Annotated in this window: 13 protein-coding genes and 1 riboswitch; all 13 genes read left to right on the plus strand. The window is 46.8% G+C overall.

What is annotated here, in order from left to right; all coding sequences use genetic code 11:
• The first annotated feature begins 37 nt into the window (after positions 1 to 37).
• The 13 genes from NYR53_RS01060 (at position 38) to NYR53_RS01120 (ending at position 13,916) form a co-directional block, all read left to right on the plus strand.
• Positions 38 to 1,096, plus strand: coding sequence for a peptidylprolyl isomerase (locus NYR53_RS01060; protein ID WP_261303558.1), 1,059 nt, complete (start codon positions 38 to 40; stop codon positions 1,094 to 1,096).
• 243 nt (positions 1,097 to 1,339) lie between these two features.
• On the plus strand, positions 1,340 to 1,882 hold the full coding sequence (spoVT, locus tag NYR53_RS01065; RefSeq protein WP_261303559.1) for a stage V sporulation protein T: 543 nt from the start codon (positions 1,340 to 1,342) through the stop codon (positions 1,880 to 1,882).
• A gap of 131 nt (positions 1,883 to 2,013) precedes the next feature.
• On the plus strand, positions 2,014 to 3,906 hold the full coding sequence (locus NYR53_RS01070) for a putative polysaccharide biosynthesis protein (protein ID WP_261303560.1): 1,893 nt from the start codon (positions 2,014 to 2,016) through the stop codon (positions 3,904 to 3,906).
• A 355-nt stretch (positions 3,907 to 4,261) separates the two neighbouring features.
• The gene (gene yabN, locus NYR53_RS01075) at positions 4,262 to 5,788 is read left to right on the plus strand and encodes a bifunctional methyltransferase/pyrophosphohydrolase YabN (protein ID WP_261303561.1); all 1,527 of its coding nucleotides are present in this window, start codon (positions 4,262 to 4,264) and stop codon (positions 5,786 to 5,788) included.
• Between the two features lie 165 nt (positions 5,789 to 5,953).
• Entirely contained in the window at positions 5,954 to 6,226 is a 273-nt protein-coding gene (locus tag NYR53_RS01080) for an HU family DNA-binding protein (RefSeq protein ID WP_029197991.1), read from the plus strand.
• The gene (locus NYR53_RS01085; RefSeq protein WP_029197990.1) at positions 6,226 to 6,489 is read left to right on the plus strand and encodes an RNA-binding S4 domain-containing protein; all 264 of its coding nucleotides are present in this window, start codon (positions 6,226 to 6,228) and stop codon (positions 6,487 to 6,489) included. Before NYR53_RS01080 ends, NYR53_RS01085 begins: the two co-directional genes overlap by 1 nt.
• Before the next feature lie 139 nt (positions 6,490 to 6,628).
• Entirely contained in the window at positions 6,629 to 6,916 is a 288-nt protein-coding gene (gene yabP / locus NYR53_RS01090) for a sporulation protein YabP (RefSeq protein WP_029197777.1), read from the plus strand.
• The gene (gene yabQ, locus NYR53_RS01095) at positions 6,913 to 7,488 is read left to right on the plus strand and encodes a spore cortex biosynthesis protein YabQ (RefSeq protein WP_261303562.1); all 576 of its coding nucleotides are present in this window, start codon (positions 6,913 to 6,915) and stop codon (positions 7,486 to 7,488) included. Before yabP ends, yabQ begins: the two co-directional genes overlap by 4 nt.
• 15 nt (positions 7,489 to 7,503) lie before the next feature.
• On the plus strand, positions 7,504 to 7,827 hold the full coding sequence (locus NYR53_RS01100) for an FtsB family cell division protein (RefSeq protein WP_261303563.1): 324 nt from the start codon (positions 7,504 to 7,506) through the stop codon (positions 7,825 to 7,827).
• A 108-nt stretch (positions 7,828 to 7,935) separates the two neighbouring features.
• Complete coding sequence (locus NYR53_RS01105) at positions 7,936 to 8,529, plus strand: S1 domain-containing RNA-binding protein (protein ID WP_261303564.1); 594 nt, start codon at positions 7,936 to 7,938, stop codon at positions 8,527 to 8,529.
• A 478-nt stretch (positions 8,530 to 9,007) separates the two neighbouring features.
• On the plus strand, positions 9,008 to 11,500 hold the full coding sequence (spoIIE, locus tag NYR53_RS01110) for a stage II sporulation protein E (RefSeq protein WP_261303565.1): 2,493 nt from the start codon (positions 9,008 to 9,010) through the stop codon (positions 11,498 to 11,500).
• A gap of 259 nt (positions 11,501 to 11,759) precedes the next feature.
• A complete protein-coding gene (locus tag NYR53_RS01115) occupies positions 11,760 to 12,890 on the plus strand; it encodes a response regulator (protein WP_261303566.1) in 1,131 nt (376 codons plus the stop codon).
• 48 nt (positions 12,891 to 12,938) lie between these two features.
• Positions 12,939 to 13,022, plus strand: a riboswitch (cyclic di-GMP riboswitch).
• Positions 13,023 to 13,076: 54 nt separating this feature from the next.
• On the plus strand, positions 13,077 to 13,916 hold the full coding sequence (locus tag NYR53_RS01120; RefSeq protein WP_261303567.1) for a transglutaminase domain-containing protein: 840 nt from the start codon (positions 13,077 to 13,079) through the stop codon (positions 13,914 to 13,916).
• The last annotated feature ends 18 nt before the right edge of the window (positions 13,917 to 13,934 follow it).

Genomic DNA, 13,934 nt, shown 5'->3' on the forward strand with positions numbered 1-13,934 from the left:
TACACAACGACGTTTTTCGAGAAAATGGATTTTAAGCATGGTAGCATTGCTCCTTGCATTTTCAGTCTTAAGCGCATGTGGAAGTAAAAAGGAAGGTGCAGCGACGGCTTCACCTTCAACTTCACCTTCTGCTACTGCAGCAACTGCCGGTAATCCGAGTGATGTGATTGCTACGTATAAAGAGGGCGGTAAAATTACACGCGGAGAGTTTAACTCTTTCATCAGTGTGAACAAAATGTTCTCACCGCAGCTGGCGCAATTCATGACAGACCCAGCTTTTCAACAAGATATGTTGAAGCAAATGGTAACTTTCCGTGTGCTGTCGGCTAAAGCGGATGATAAAGTGAAAGCTGATGCTGACAAACAAGTGACAGAACAAATGAAAGCCATCACGGATTACTTCGGTAAGCAAGAAGGCGGAATGGACAAGCAGTTAAAAGACAATGGTATCGAGCTTAAAGATATCGAGTCATTAATGAAAATGAGCTTCTATACGATGGGCAGCATGGAGAGCAAAATCACTGATCAAGCTGTTCAGGATGCCTACAAAGAACAAGCAGCTACTCATGCTTTTGATATTGCAACAGTTAGCCACATTCTGATCTCCTTGAAGGATGCGGCTACACAAAAAGATTTACGTACTAAAGATGAAGCTTTGGCAAGAGCCAAAGAAGTGAAAGGGAAACTGGATAAAGGCGGCGATTTCGCAGCACTTGCGAAAGAATATTCCGACGATCCAGGCTCCAAAGATGCTGGCGGTACGTATAAAGATGCAGACATCAATCAATGGGTGCCTGAATTCAAGCAAGCAGCTAGTACGCTTCCTTTGAACACAATCAGTGATCCGGTTGAATCCTCTTTTGGTTACCACGTGATGAAAGTAGAGTCCAGAAGCACGAAGCCACTGGATGATACGCTCAAAACACAAATCAAATCTCAGCTTGCGGAGAAATCCCTGTCTGAATTTGCGGAGAAAGAATATCCGAACTTGATTCAAACCAACAATCTGCCGAAACCGGAAGCGAGCCCAGCTCCAGCATCAAGTCCTGCTGCAAGTCCGGCAGCAAGCCCGGCGGCTAGTCCAGCTGCAAAGTAAGAACTTACCAGGATGTCCGATAACGGGCATCCTGTTTTTATTTGTTATTTTTGGACATGATAATCGCAGCAGGATGCAAAGCTAAATAAAGTAAATTCCGAAGAAAAGCGTCTGCATAGAAGAATGGGAAGTGAAGAATACTATGGATAGAATTCGAGTTCCCACCAAATCCCGATCTAGCATACAAGATTTCATGCTCCTGTCGTATCTAATTACTGAGCGGAAAGTGAGGCATCTAGAGGTATGAAAGCAACTGGAATTGTCCGTCGGATAGATGATTTAGGGAGAGTTGTGATTCCCAAGGAAATACGACGCACACTACGCATTCGCGAAGGTGACCCTTTGGAAATTTTCGTGGATCGAGATGGTGAAGTGATTCTTAAGAAGTATTCACCTATTGGTGAACTTGGTGATTTTGCCAAGGAGTATGCAGAATCATTATTTGAAAGCACAAGTCATGTGGCCCTGATCTCAGATCGAGACAACATTATTGCGATGGCTGGGGGGTCCAAGAAAGACTATTTCGAAAAGTCGGTTGGATCGATTGTTGAATCCTGTATGGAAAATCGTAAAGCAATCCTGGAAAGCGGCAGTGGACAATTTGAGCTTATTAAGGATACCAATGAAACGTTTTCTTCATTCGTGGCTGCTCCGATCGTAGCCGGCGGTGACCCTATTGGATGTGTCATTTTGCTCTCCAAAGATGAGAATGTGAAAATGGGGAATATGGAAGTTAAGATGGTGGAGACAGCGGCTGGATTTTTGGCAAAGCAGATGGAGCAATGAAAGAAAAATAAGACATAAAGGCTTCCTTACCGAGATGCCCCGCATCTGTAAGTGAAGCTTTTTTTGTCTGCCATGACGGATTTCGTTATAATATGTCTATATGTATGAAGTCAGGGTAGAGGAGAAGTAGGATGGGGGACGACGACAAGGGGCATCAAGGTCATAAAGAGGAGCTCCAGAGGAATGTCGGTAAACAGGGTGCCAAGCTGTTAAGAGGTGCTGCTCTACTTGGGGCTGCCGCGATTCTCTCTAAACTATTGGGAACACTGCAGAAGATTCCGCTGCAAAATGTTGCCGGTGATACGGCTTTTGGTATTTATAATGCGGTTTATCCGCTCTATATTCTGATTTTGTTTGCGGCTACTGCCGGATTTCCGGTTGCTGTATCCAAGTTCGTAGCCGAGCGAGCGATGGAAGGTGATCATCAAGGGGCTAGACGTATTGTCCATGTCTCTACAGCGATATTAATGGGCACGGGTTTTGTCGTGTTTGTTCTGTTGTACTTTGGAGCTAGTGAGATTGCCAGCTGGATTGGCATTAGCCAGACAGAAAAGGCGATCCGAAGTGTATCCTTCGCGCTGCTGCTATCCCCGATGCTTGCGGTCCTGCGCGGTTATTTTCAAGGGTATCAAAATATGGTGCCGACGGCTGTTTCACAAGTGATTGAGCAGCTTATAAGAGTGATCACCATGGTAGCACTGCTGCTCTATATGGTGGCATTAGCTTATGACGAGGAGTGGATTGCTGCAGGGGCTACGTTTGGCTCTGTGACAGGTGCTGCGGCTGGGCTATTGGTGATGTATGTTTATTGGCGGAAGGCGATGAGACGGGAGCGGGAGTCTGGAGAGAATGAGGATGACCGGAGGCAGTCTGGGGATGTAGAGGGACGAGGGCAGGGAGCAAAGAGTGAAGATGACTGGAGGCAGTTTAAGGATACAGAGGGACAGAGACAGGATGTAATGAGTGAAGGTCATAGGCTGCTGTCGAAGGTGCGAAATTGGCAGGTGCCAGATGATGGAAATCGAAAGGAAGATGTTTTGCCGCGCAAAGAGCTCTCCTCCTGGGAGTGGGCAAAACGCATTACGGCTTATGCGATTCCCGTTTGTTTGGGTGCCATCGTGGTTCCACTGCTCACGCTTGTCGACACGTTTACCATGCCGCGTCTTCTCGAGACTGCGCAAGGGAGCGAGGGGGAGGCTATGCGGCAGTTCGGGCTTTATAACCGAGGGCTTCCTCTCGTTCAGCTTGTTGTCATGATTGCTTCCTCTATGTCCGCTGTGCTAGTTCCTGCTCTTGCAGAAGCCAAGGCAAGAAGACAGGACGATCTTATCCGCTTTAGGGCTGAGATGGCGATAAGGCTCTCCTGGCTCATCGGGCTCGGAGCCTCGTTCGGACTTGCCTTTGCAGCTGTGCCTATTAACGTGATGTTATACAAAAGCGATGAGGCCAGCTGGACGATGGCCGTGCTTGCCTTCACGGCCTTGTTTAGTACGCTGAACGCAGTCTCGGCCAGCGTTCTCCAGGGCGCCGGCGCGATCCGCACGCCGGTGAAGGCCCTGCTCGTTGCCATCGTGCTGAAAGCACTCGGCAACGTGGTGTTGATGCCCCGCTGGGGCATCGACGGCGCCGCGCTCAGCGCGGTGATCGCCTATGCCGCTGCGGCGGGGCTGAATCTGGTGCAGCTGCGCCGCTGCACCGGGGCGCGCTTCGCGCTGCGGCCGTACGCCGTCAGTCCCACGCTTGCCGTGGGGCTGATGGGCGGCTGCCTCGCAGCGCTGCAGCTGTTGGCCATGCCTGCTGCGGCGGCATGGCACGTGCCTGAGCGATTGAGCGCTAGCGCAATCGCCTTGGTATGCGTAGTCGGCGGCGCAGCCGTCTACGCGCTGGCGCTGCTGCGCAGCGGCAGCATCAGCCACGAGGAGCTGCGGCTGATGCCGGAGCTGGACCGGAAGCTGGCGCCGGTCCTGGCGAAGCTAGGGGCGGCTAAGACATCCGCCGCCCCCCGCCCTCGCGACCATGGCTAATGGCTTCTTATTAGGTTAATAAGCTCTAATAAGCTGCAAAAACTGCAGTAAAATCAACGCTACTTCGTAGTTTTTCGTCAATTTGCTGCATTTCCTACAGTTAAATGTCATCCAAACAGCCGAATCAGCTGATTTCCTTTAAATTAGCTGCACATTATACAGTAAAACTCGCTAGATAGTGCTTCTGAGCTCGAATTACCTGCACTTTCTGCAGCAAGCGTCAGTAGGATGGGGAACAGGTGTTGTAACTCTGGATAGGGTTCTGAGCTCGCGCCGATTAGTATAGAAATTTTTGCATTATCTATAGTCCCATCGTTACATAGCAGTTAACCAACAATCAGGAGGTGTTTCCTACATGTCAACAACGAACCCGCAAATAACCGTCCTCGGACTCGGCACGGGGGACGAAGACCAGCTCACACTAGGTGTCTGGAAAAAGCTGCAGCTGGCTGCCAAGGAGCAAGCTGATCTATACCTGCGAACGCTAGATCATCCTATGGTTCAGATGCTGGATACGAATCAGATTCCTTACCAAACGTTCGACGAGAATTACCTAGCGCATCAAACCTTTGAACAAGTGTACGAATCGATCGCAGAGGCGCTCATCCAATCCGCCAAGACGCAATCTTCCGAGGTTATTTATGCAGTGCCAGGCCATCCGATGGTGGCGGAATATACGGTACAGCTTCTGAAACAACGTTGCCCATCCGAGGGCATCTCGCTCCAAATCATCGGTGGGGAGAGCTTTCTGGATCAAGCGTTTCTACGTTTTGGTTTTGACCCGATTGATGGCTTTCAATTGCTTGACGCGACCAGCCTGAGCCGTTATACGCTTAATCCGCAGCTTCATACGGTTATTGGACAAGTGTATGATAGCCTTACGGCATCGGATCTTAAGATCAGCCTTATGGAGGCTTACCCTGATGATTATCGTGTCGTTGTCGGTCATTCCTTAGGTGTAACGGGCGAGGAGCAAATGATCGAAGTGCCTCTACATGAGTTGGATCATGTCAAAGGTTACGGCAATTTGTCTCTCGTTTGGGTGCCGCGGAGCGAGCAGGATGAGCTGTATTACCGCACTTTTGGCCGATTGCATGAAATTGTTCAAATCCTGCGCAGCCCGGAAGGCTGCCCTTGGGATCGTGAGCAAACGCATGCCAGTCTGCGCAAAAATCTTATCGAGGAAGCGTACGAGGTTCTTGAAACGATAGATGAGGACGATCCGGAGCACATGTGTGAGGAGCTCGGTGATTTGCTTTTACAAGTGATGCTGCATGCGCAGATGGAAGAGGAAATTGGCACGTTCACCGTGTATGATGTCATCGCCACGTTGAATGAGAAACTCATCCGCCGTCACCCCCATGTATTCGGTGAGAACAAGGCTGAGGATGCAGACGAAGCTCTCGTGAACTGGAATGCCATGAAGACGGAGGAGAAGCGTAAGAAGGGCATTGACGTTACGAAGCAATCCGTTCTGGACGGAGTGCCACGCGAGCTGCCAGGCCTCATGAAGGCGCTGAAGCTTCAGAAGAAGGCCGCTACAGTTGGTTTTGATTGGTCAGAGCTGGATGATGTCCTGAATAAGGTGGATGAAGAGTTAACTGAGCTTCGCGAAGCCATCGCTAATCCATCCGAAGCAGGGGCTCAAGATCGGCTCGAGGAGCTGGGCGACGTTCTTTTCTCTATCGTCAATGTTGCTAGATTCTTGAAGGTTGATCCAGAAGAGGCGATTGCGCACACGAACCGCAAATTCGTTAAGAGATTTTCGTATATCGAAGATCAATTACGTTTAAAAGGGCTTTCTTTTGAACAAACTGAATTATCAGAGATGGAAAATTTATGGCAGGAAGCAAAAAAAGTTGCAAAACTTGGCCAGCATTAGAAGGATTTTGCCGAAAAAAGCAGAATACTAAGTTTGGTGTAAGGTTGAATATGGAAATCTAATATAGGGATCTTTGAACAATAGTTTAAAGTCTCTCAGCTTTGCAAAATGGGTACATAATAGAAGACTAGATCTTCAAACATTTTTGGGAGGTAAGTAAACCACATGAACAAAACAGATTTGATCAACAACATTGCAGAAAAAAGCGGACTTACTAAGAAAGACGTTGAAGTCGTACTTAACGGATTCCTTGGTGAAGTAACGGACGCTCTTTCATCCGGAGATAAAGTTCAACTAATCGGTTTCGGAACATTCGAAACTCGCAAACGCTCTGGTCGTACAGGCCGTAACCCACAAACAGGAAACCCAATCGTGATCGCGGAATCCAATGTTCCTGCATTCAAAGCGGGTAACAAGCTTAAAGACGCTGTAAAATAATGCGTATCGATAAGTTTCTCAAAGTATCTCGTCTCATCAAACGACGCACCGTGGCGAAGGACGTGTCCGATCAAGGGCGTGTCTGGATTAACGGTAGAGATGCCAAAGCGAGTACACACGTGAAAGTCGGAGATGAGCTCTCTATCCAATTCGGACAGAAAAAGGTGACAATTCGAGTGGAAGTTCTTTCGGAGTCGACCCGCAAGGAAGACGCTGCTCAGATGTACACGCTGCTGAAGGAAGAAGCTTTTCAATCCGAATAACACGATAAGTTGTGAAATAGCCTGAGATTCCTGAATAGGAGTCTTGGGCTATTTTTATATTTGAATGACAGCTAATGCATGGTTCTAAAAGAGGACATCCTCCCATATCGTAATGATAGATGAAGGAGGGGTACAGGCCATGATTGAACCCGTGAAAAACACGAATAAGCGTCAAGAAATCAAAATGCTGAATCGCAAGCTCTTGGAGATCTCCGGAGTTTTGAACGTAGAAAGCTTTGACAGTGAAGAGTTCCTCCTTGAAACGGAGATGGGCTACTTGATGATTAAAGGACAGAATTTGCACATCAAGAACTTAAGTTTGGAACAAGGGTTGGTCGCCATAGAAGGAATTATTCACGAATTAGCTTATGTGGATGGAAATACCCAGGAGAAATCCAAGGGGTTCCTTGGTAAGTTATTTAAGTGACCCTTAACGTTCAGTTCCATACGATCTTCATGATGTTCCTGAGCGGAATCGCCATAGGTGCGATCTTCGATGTGTTTCGTGTGCTCTCTGGCAAGCTGAGAATGCCGCGCTGGACGATTCCGTTCATTGATATGGTTTATTGGATTGTGGCGACAATCCTCGTGTTCCGTCTGCTCATTTACAGTAATGAAGGACAAGTTCGAATATTTATTTTTCTGGGGATGGGTATCGGTATTTGTTTTTATTTTGCCTTCCTCAGCACTTGGGTCATCCGTCTTACGCTGCTTCTCGTTCGAATTACGATAGCTATTTACCGTTTCATTGCAAAAACAGTCGAATTGGTTCTCATTAAACCGATTATTGGCTTATATCGTCTAACTGTGATAATTTTAGGCTTTTTGCTAGCTGTAGCTATATTCCTTTATAGAATTGTGCTACAATTGCTTTATCCTGTGTGGAGATTACTCCTTTGGATGACTCGGCCTGTGCATAAATATTTGGTTATCCCTGTTTGGTTGAAGAAACTTAAGGGTAATATCCTATTGATCTTACGCAGGTTATTCTCAAAGTAGGAGGCATTCCTATTCATGCATGCTAAAGCAACCGTTCCAACCAAGCGCAGCAACAGTATAGGCTCGAAACGAAGACTGCGTTTTCTAATGATTTTTGTCCTATGTTTTATGAGCTGGGCTGCTGTGAACATCTGGGGGCAGTTCGCTAAGCTGCAAGAGAAGAGTAGTGTCGTAGCGAACATGGAGCAGCAGCTTGTTGAGGCCAAGAAACTCAAAGAGCAAACAACGAAAGAAATCGCTCGACTTCATAATGACGAATATTTGGATCAAATTATTCGCCGAGATTTTCATTATAGTAAAACCGGAGAGACGCCACTGAGTGTCTCAAAGTCGCAATAAAAATCAACAAGAAGAAGAGGCTGTTGCCGTGTTGACCGTGGTTTCTGCATCGGTTATAATCGGCGTAGCCAGTGTTTTCAACATTTTAAGGGAGGAACATTTTACTTTATGGCAATTGAAGTTGGCACCAAGTTAGAGGGTAGAGTGACGGGGATTACTCACTTTGGAGCATTCGTCGAGCTTGCTGAAGGAGTTACCGGTCTTGTTCACATTTCGGAGATCGCGGACAATTATGTGAAAGACGTTAATGACCATTTAAAGCTGGATGACAAAGTATTGGTCAAAGTGATTAACGTGGACAAGGATGGCAAGATCGGACTGTCGATCAAGCAAACGGTTGACAAGCCAGTTGAGGAAAGACCAGCTCGTCCTGAACGTACAGGTGGCAGCAGCTATCAAGGACGTCCAAGTGGAGATCGTCCAGGAGGCTACCAAGGTGGTCGTCCAAGTAGCGGTGGAGAACGTAGTGGTCCTCCAAGTGGTGGTCCCGGTGGTGGCGGTCGTCCAGGTGGCGGCGGTGGCTTCAATCGAGGCGGCGGCGGTGGTGGTCGCGGCGGTTTTAACAAGCAGCAAGGCGGAGCTAGACCGTTTTCGTTCGAAGATAAAGTATCTCGGTTCCTTAAAGATAGTGAAGAGCGGATTTCGTCTTTGAAAAAGAACACCGAGTCCAAACGCGGTGGCCGAGGCGGAAGAAGAGACTAATAGATGCAATAACGAACCACATTCGCTTAGGCGAGTGTGGTTTTTTTTGTATTCAGGGGTAAGTGAAGATTAGCCCTATTTGGGATGACATGCCTCATCATTCGATAAGGAGCTATGCCTTTCGCAAATGGTAAGCCTTAGCAGCTTCGTGAGGGGAGATTGGCTGTATTGGTTCAACTGGCAACCTCAAGTATTTTTTTATCCAAGGTCAAATAATTAAAAAAACGTAAAGAACAATCGACATGGAATTACGGGTATCTCCCCCATACGCAGTGCGAAAGTTCGAGGCAATCAGACTTTTGGAAACGTTTTCTACATGGTAAAACGAGGCTAGGCAAGGGCTGAGGCATGGTGACAAAGCAAACGCGGCTTGTCGGAAATTTCTTTGAATCTATCAACTCATTCTGACAAACTTTCTGCTAGATTGTCTCTATACTAGAGAAACAAATAAGGAAAGAAATGGATGGTGTTCGAAAACATGCAGAGAAGAAGCTTAAGCACAGTGATTGGTGGCGGTTGGTCGGGATTATGGCAGAAAGCGAAAGCGAGCGCACACAGCGCAGCCGTGGAAAATCGATTCGTACAAGCCTTTGTAGCTAAGAAGTGGTCTCTACTGCTCATCGTGATGGCTTTCTTACTTGGACGTGCGATGATTTTGGAACAGCTATCTCCATTTGCTCTAGCGTTCATTGCGGTGATTTATTTTACAAGGAGAGATATTTTACACTGGGTAGGTGTTGCCGCATTTGCCGGAAGCTTACTTTCACTAAGTTCGAATACAGGTTATCTAGTTACGGAAATCATCGTGTTCTTGCTCATCCAAAAAGCTTTAGAGAAATTTGAGCGCTCCGACCTTTCATTAGCACCATTGTTAGTATTCAGCTCGACCTTGCTGGTTCAGCTCTTTGCGGAGCTGGTAGTCTCGAACCTAACTTGGTATACACTCATGATGGTCTCCGTTGAGGCACTGCTAAGTCTAGTGTTGACTCTAATTTTTATTCAAGCTATACCTGTATTTACGCTTACGCGAAAGAACTACCATTTGAAACATGAAGAAATTATTTGTCTGATTATCTTATTGGCTTCTGTGATGACAGGGACGGTAAGCTGGGTTGTTGGTCCAATTACTGTAGAGCATGTGCTGTCCCGGTATCTAATTCTATTATTTGCGCTGGTGGGAGGAGCGCCTTTCGGAGCTTCGGTAGGTGTCATTACAGGATTAATCCTAAGTCTTGCGAATAGCAATGCGGTTTATCAAATGAGTTTACTCGCTTTCTCGGGGATGTTAGCAGGGCTTCTCAGGGATGGTAATCGATTAGCTGTTGCTTTCGGAATGCTGCTTGGGTCATCGATACTTGCTTTCTATATGGGAACGGGGACTGATGTGATCAACTCCACATGGGAGTCGCTTGCAGCTGTTGCACTCTTCCTGTTGACACCTAGGAGTCTGATTCTGATTCTTGCCAAATATGTGCCCGGCACGCAGGAAAATCTGAAATCCCAACAGGACTATGCGAAGCGGGTTCGCGATGTTACAGCAGGACGTGTGGAACAGTTCTCTGAAGTGTTCCGCCAGCTGGCGCGCAGTTTTAAGCAGTTGACGACCGATGATGCGGTGAGCCGAAAGGAGGAGGAAGTTGGACATTTCATGAATGCGGTTGCGCAGAAGGCTTGTGATTCCTGCTGGAAGAAGAGCCAGTGCTGGGATCAAAAGTTTTATCAAACCTATACGTATATGACCGATATGATGACCCAAATTGAGATGAAGGAGAATATGACGAAGAAGAATATTCCACCGGAATGGAGGAAGGTATGTATTCGCACGGATCAAGTGCTGGATGTGATGAAGCAGCAGTATGGCTTGTACAAGAATGATTTGCATTGGAAAAAGCAGATTATGGATAGCCGGCATCTCGTAGCTGATCAGCTTTCGGGTGTGTCCCAAGTGATGGAGGACTTGGCCAAGGAGATTAAACGGGAAGGACAGGAGCTGTTCCTTCAAGAAGAACAAATTCGTAATGCCCTGGAGGAGCTGGGCTTATCCATCCATACCATTGACATCATTTCCTTGGATGAAGGAAATATCGAGATTGAGATCATTCATCAATACACGAAGGGCTTCGATGAATGCCGGAAAATCATTGCGCCGCTCTTGAGTGAAATAATCGGCGAGAACGTCGCCGTCATGCGTGAGGAGATGCATTCGCGCGGCGAGGGTTACAGCACGGTCGTATTCGGCTCCGCCAAGGAATACGAGGTTGAGACCGGGGTCGCCGGCGCAGCCAAAGGGGGCGACCTCTTCTCAGGCGACAGCTTCTCCACGGTGGAGCTGGGCAATGGCAAGTATGCCGTGGCGCTTAGCGACGGCATGGGCAACGGCGAGCGCGCGCGTGCGGAGAGCCAGACGGCTCTGAGCATCCTGCAGCAGCTGCTGCAGTCAGGCATGGACGAGAAGCTGGCGATCAAGTCGCTGAACTCGGTGTTGATGCTGCGCTCTTCGGACGAGATGTACGCGACCGTAGATATGGCCTTGATCGACATGTACAGCGCGAACACAACGTTCATGAAGATTGGTTCCACCCCCAGCTTCATTAAGCGCGGGACGGAAGTGATTTCGATATCGGCTAATAATCTGCCGGTCGGTATCCTGAGCGAGATTGATGTTGATCTAGTCTCGATTCCGCTCCAATCGGGTGATATCCTTGTCATGATGACAGACGGTATCTACGATGCACCGGGACATGCAGTAAACAAAGAGATGTGGATGAAACGGATGATTCAGGAAATTGATACGACGATGCCGCAGGATTTTGCGGACTGTTTATTAGAAAGGATTTTCCGCCACCATCATGGCGAAATTCAAGATGATATGACCGTCGTTGTGGCGCGAGTTGAGAAGAGGCAGCCAGAGTGGGCCACATTCCGCTGGCCAGGAATTACGCGAATGGAGCGTCCTAAGACGGTTAGTTAATGGAGATATAGAAGCCATAACAGCTCATTTGCTGTTATGGCTTTTTATGACGATTTGGTCAACATCTTCAAGTTAGCTTACTATTTTCCGATATATAGCATATCTGGATTCCGCCTATTGTTGCAAATGCCGTTCGGATGGTATTGTGCTAAATAGTCATAGACGGATCAACTATTTATACGGAGAAGGCTTACATATAGAGAGCACACCGAGCTTAGTAACTTAGATATCGATTCGGATGTCGAGAAGAGGTGATGAGTTGAGAGTTTTATTGGTTGATGATGAACCTCTAGCATTAAGAAATATGGAGAAACTGCTAGGCAATCATGAAGATATTGAAGTTGTTTCCGCTTTAGTGGATCCCAGAGAAGCATTGATCATGGCCCAGCAAGAGCAAGTGGATGCTATCTTCCTGGACTTAGAAATGCCAGAGATTGGTGGCATGGAACTAGCTGAACAGTTATATACACTGCTGCCTGACGTGCGGATCGTTTTTGTGACCGCGTTTCACCAGTATGCTGTGGAGGCTTTTGAACTGAATGCGCTGGACTATCTGCTAAAACCTGTATTTGCTGGCCGTTTGAACAAAACGCTAGATAGGCTGCGCAAAATAATTGTCCCTGGGCATTCCCATAAGATAATAATGAATGCTGTGCAGATCTGCTGTTTCCAATCCCTTCACTGGATCAATGGTGATGAAGGGATACGTTCCTTCTCATGGCGGACAAGCAAGACACAAGAATTGTTTACATTCCTGCTTCATCAACGTCGAGGACCGGTCGTTCGCAAGGAGTTTCTCATGGAACTGCTATGGCCTGATCTGGATCCGAACCGCGCTGCTGTGCTGCTACATACGACTGTATATCAAATTCGAAAGATGCTTAAAGATCTAGGACTAACTATTCAAGTAATCTACGAAAAAGAGGGTTACCGTTTAGAACTCGACAATATTCTTGTGGATGTTGATGGATGGGAACAAGAGCTTCAACAAGCGCCTGAGATGAATTTGTCTACCGTGGGTACCTACAAAAATTTGCTTGCTATTTACAAAGGAGACTATTTGGCCGAATTGGAGTTTCAATGGGCGGAAGCCGAGCGGGAACGCTTGCGGCTCATTAGGTGGAAGTATCTTCGAAGATTTGCAAATTTCTGCCTGGATCAAGGGCTTTTAACGGAAGCTGGAGACATGTTTCAGCAGATGAGAGATCATTATCCACTCGTCGAAGACGGCTATTTTGGTCTCATGCGGGTGCATCTTATGCTTAGCAATTTTGCCGAAATTAAACAGCAGTTTGAGATGCTGCGCAATCGTCTTGATGAGGAGCTTGCTATATCCCCGAGTTCATCTATCACGCAATGGTTTAACGAGACTTTTAAAACAAATAATTAAATTGACTTCAATGGTAGATATGATATGATACGCATATATTCTAGTAACTTTTGAAAAAGGCAAACCTGTCGAAAGGCAGGGACGCAAAGCCACGAGTCTAAAGCACTTTGCTATGATCGTCGGGCCGCCAGGAGGTAGCATAAGCATTCTATCCTCTTTTGGCTTCATTACAAAGGAGGTTTTTTTGTGTATTCAAAATTTAGAATGGCTATCGCCCTATTGACCATGGTCCTGTTTCTTGTAACAACAAATGTAAATGCTGAAACGGCATATGCGAGTTCCTCTAATTTACAAGCTGGTAATTTGACAGAATTAGAAGAAACGCTCCAAAGTGAGCTCGCCAAAAAGCCGGAATCCATTATCATTACTTATACATCCAGGGAGTCGAAAGACTCGGCTAGTTACATTCAAGGTATTAAGAATGCTATATCTCATACGCAATCAAGTTTAGAAGAGGAATTGTTTTGGAACATGAAGAGCCTTTCATACAAAATGAAGGGGAGTATTGGCAACATCACAATCACGTTAAAGCCCGAATACCTTACGACCATTGAACAGGATAATTTCGTAAATAAGGAAATCGATCGTATTCTGGGTGAAATCCTGACAACTGAGATGACCCCATTTGAAAAGGAAGCGGCGATTCACGATTATGTGGTTTCGCATACCTCTTATGAGGATTTAGATGAAATTGGACATACAGCCTATTCGGCACTGTACAACAAAAAAGCCGTATGCCAAGGCTACGCTATCTTAACGAATTTGCTTCTCAAAAAAGTCGGCATTGACAGTAAACTAGTAGTAGGGTATTTAAATGACGATCCTGCACAGTCACACATGTGGAATGTAGTGAACATTGAGGATAACTGGCATATGTTGGATACCGTATTCGATGATCCTGCGCCCGATAAACCAGGAGTTCAGTCAACGGACTACTTCAACATAACAAATGAATCTCTCCTGAGCTTGGGTCATACATGGGTGGAAAGTGACTATCCAGTCGCAGATAAGCTTTATATAAAATAAGTAAAAGGGACCTGTCCA

The organism is Paenibacillus andongensis, from assembly GCF_025369935.1.
Taxonomy (GTDB): domain Bacteria; phylum Bacillota; class Bacilli; order Paenibacillales; family NBRC-103111; genus Paenibacillus_E; species Paenibacillus_E andongensis.

What these genes read in the sequence shown, in the direction of transcription:
- NYR53_RS01060 (WP_261303558.1), top strand. Translation starts at nt 38, where the DNA reads ATGGTAGCATTGCTCCTTGCATTTTCAGTCTTAAGCGCATGTGGAAGT.
- spoVT (WP_261303559.1), top strand. Translation starts at nt 1,340, where the DNA reads ATGAAAGCAACTGGAATTGTCCGTCGGATAGATGATTTAGGGAGAGTT.
- NYR53_RS01070 (WP_261303560.1), top strand. Translation starts at nt 2,014, where the DNA reads ATGGGGGACGACGACAAGGGGCATCAAGGTCATAAAGAGGAGCTCCAG.
- yabN (WP_261303561.1), top strand. Translation starts at nt 4,262, where the DNA reads ATGTCAACAACGAACCCGCAAATAACCGTCCTCGGACTCGGCACGGGG.
- NYR53_RS01080 (WP_029197991.1), top strand. Translation starts at nt 5,954, where the DNA reads ATGAACAAAACAGATTTGATCAACAACATTGCAGAAAAAAGCGGACTT.
- NYR53_RS01085 (WP_029197990.1), top strand. Translation starts at nt 6,226, where the DNA reads ATGCGTATCGATAAGTTTCTCAAAGTATCTCGTCTCATCAAACGACGC.
- yabP (WP_029197777.1), top strand. Translation starts at nt 6,629, where the DNA reads ATGATTGAACCCGTGAAAAACACGAATAAGCGTCAAGAAATCAAAATG.
- NYR53_RS01100 (WP_261303563.1), top strand. Translation starts at nt 7,504, where the DNA reads ATGCATGCTAAAGCAACCGTTCCAACCAAGCGCAGCAACAGTATAGGC.
- NYR53_RS01105 (WP_261303564.1), top strand. Translation starts at nt 7,936, where the DNA reads ATGGCAATTGAAGTTGGCACCAAGTTAGAGGGTAGAGTGACGGGGATT.
- spoIIE (WP_261303565.1), top strand. Translation starts at nt 9,008, where the DNA reads ATGCAGAGAAGAAGCTTAAGCACAGTGATTGGTGGCGGTTGGTCGGGA.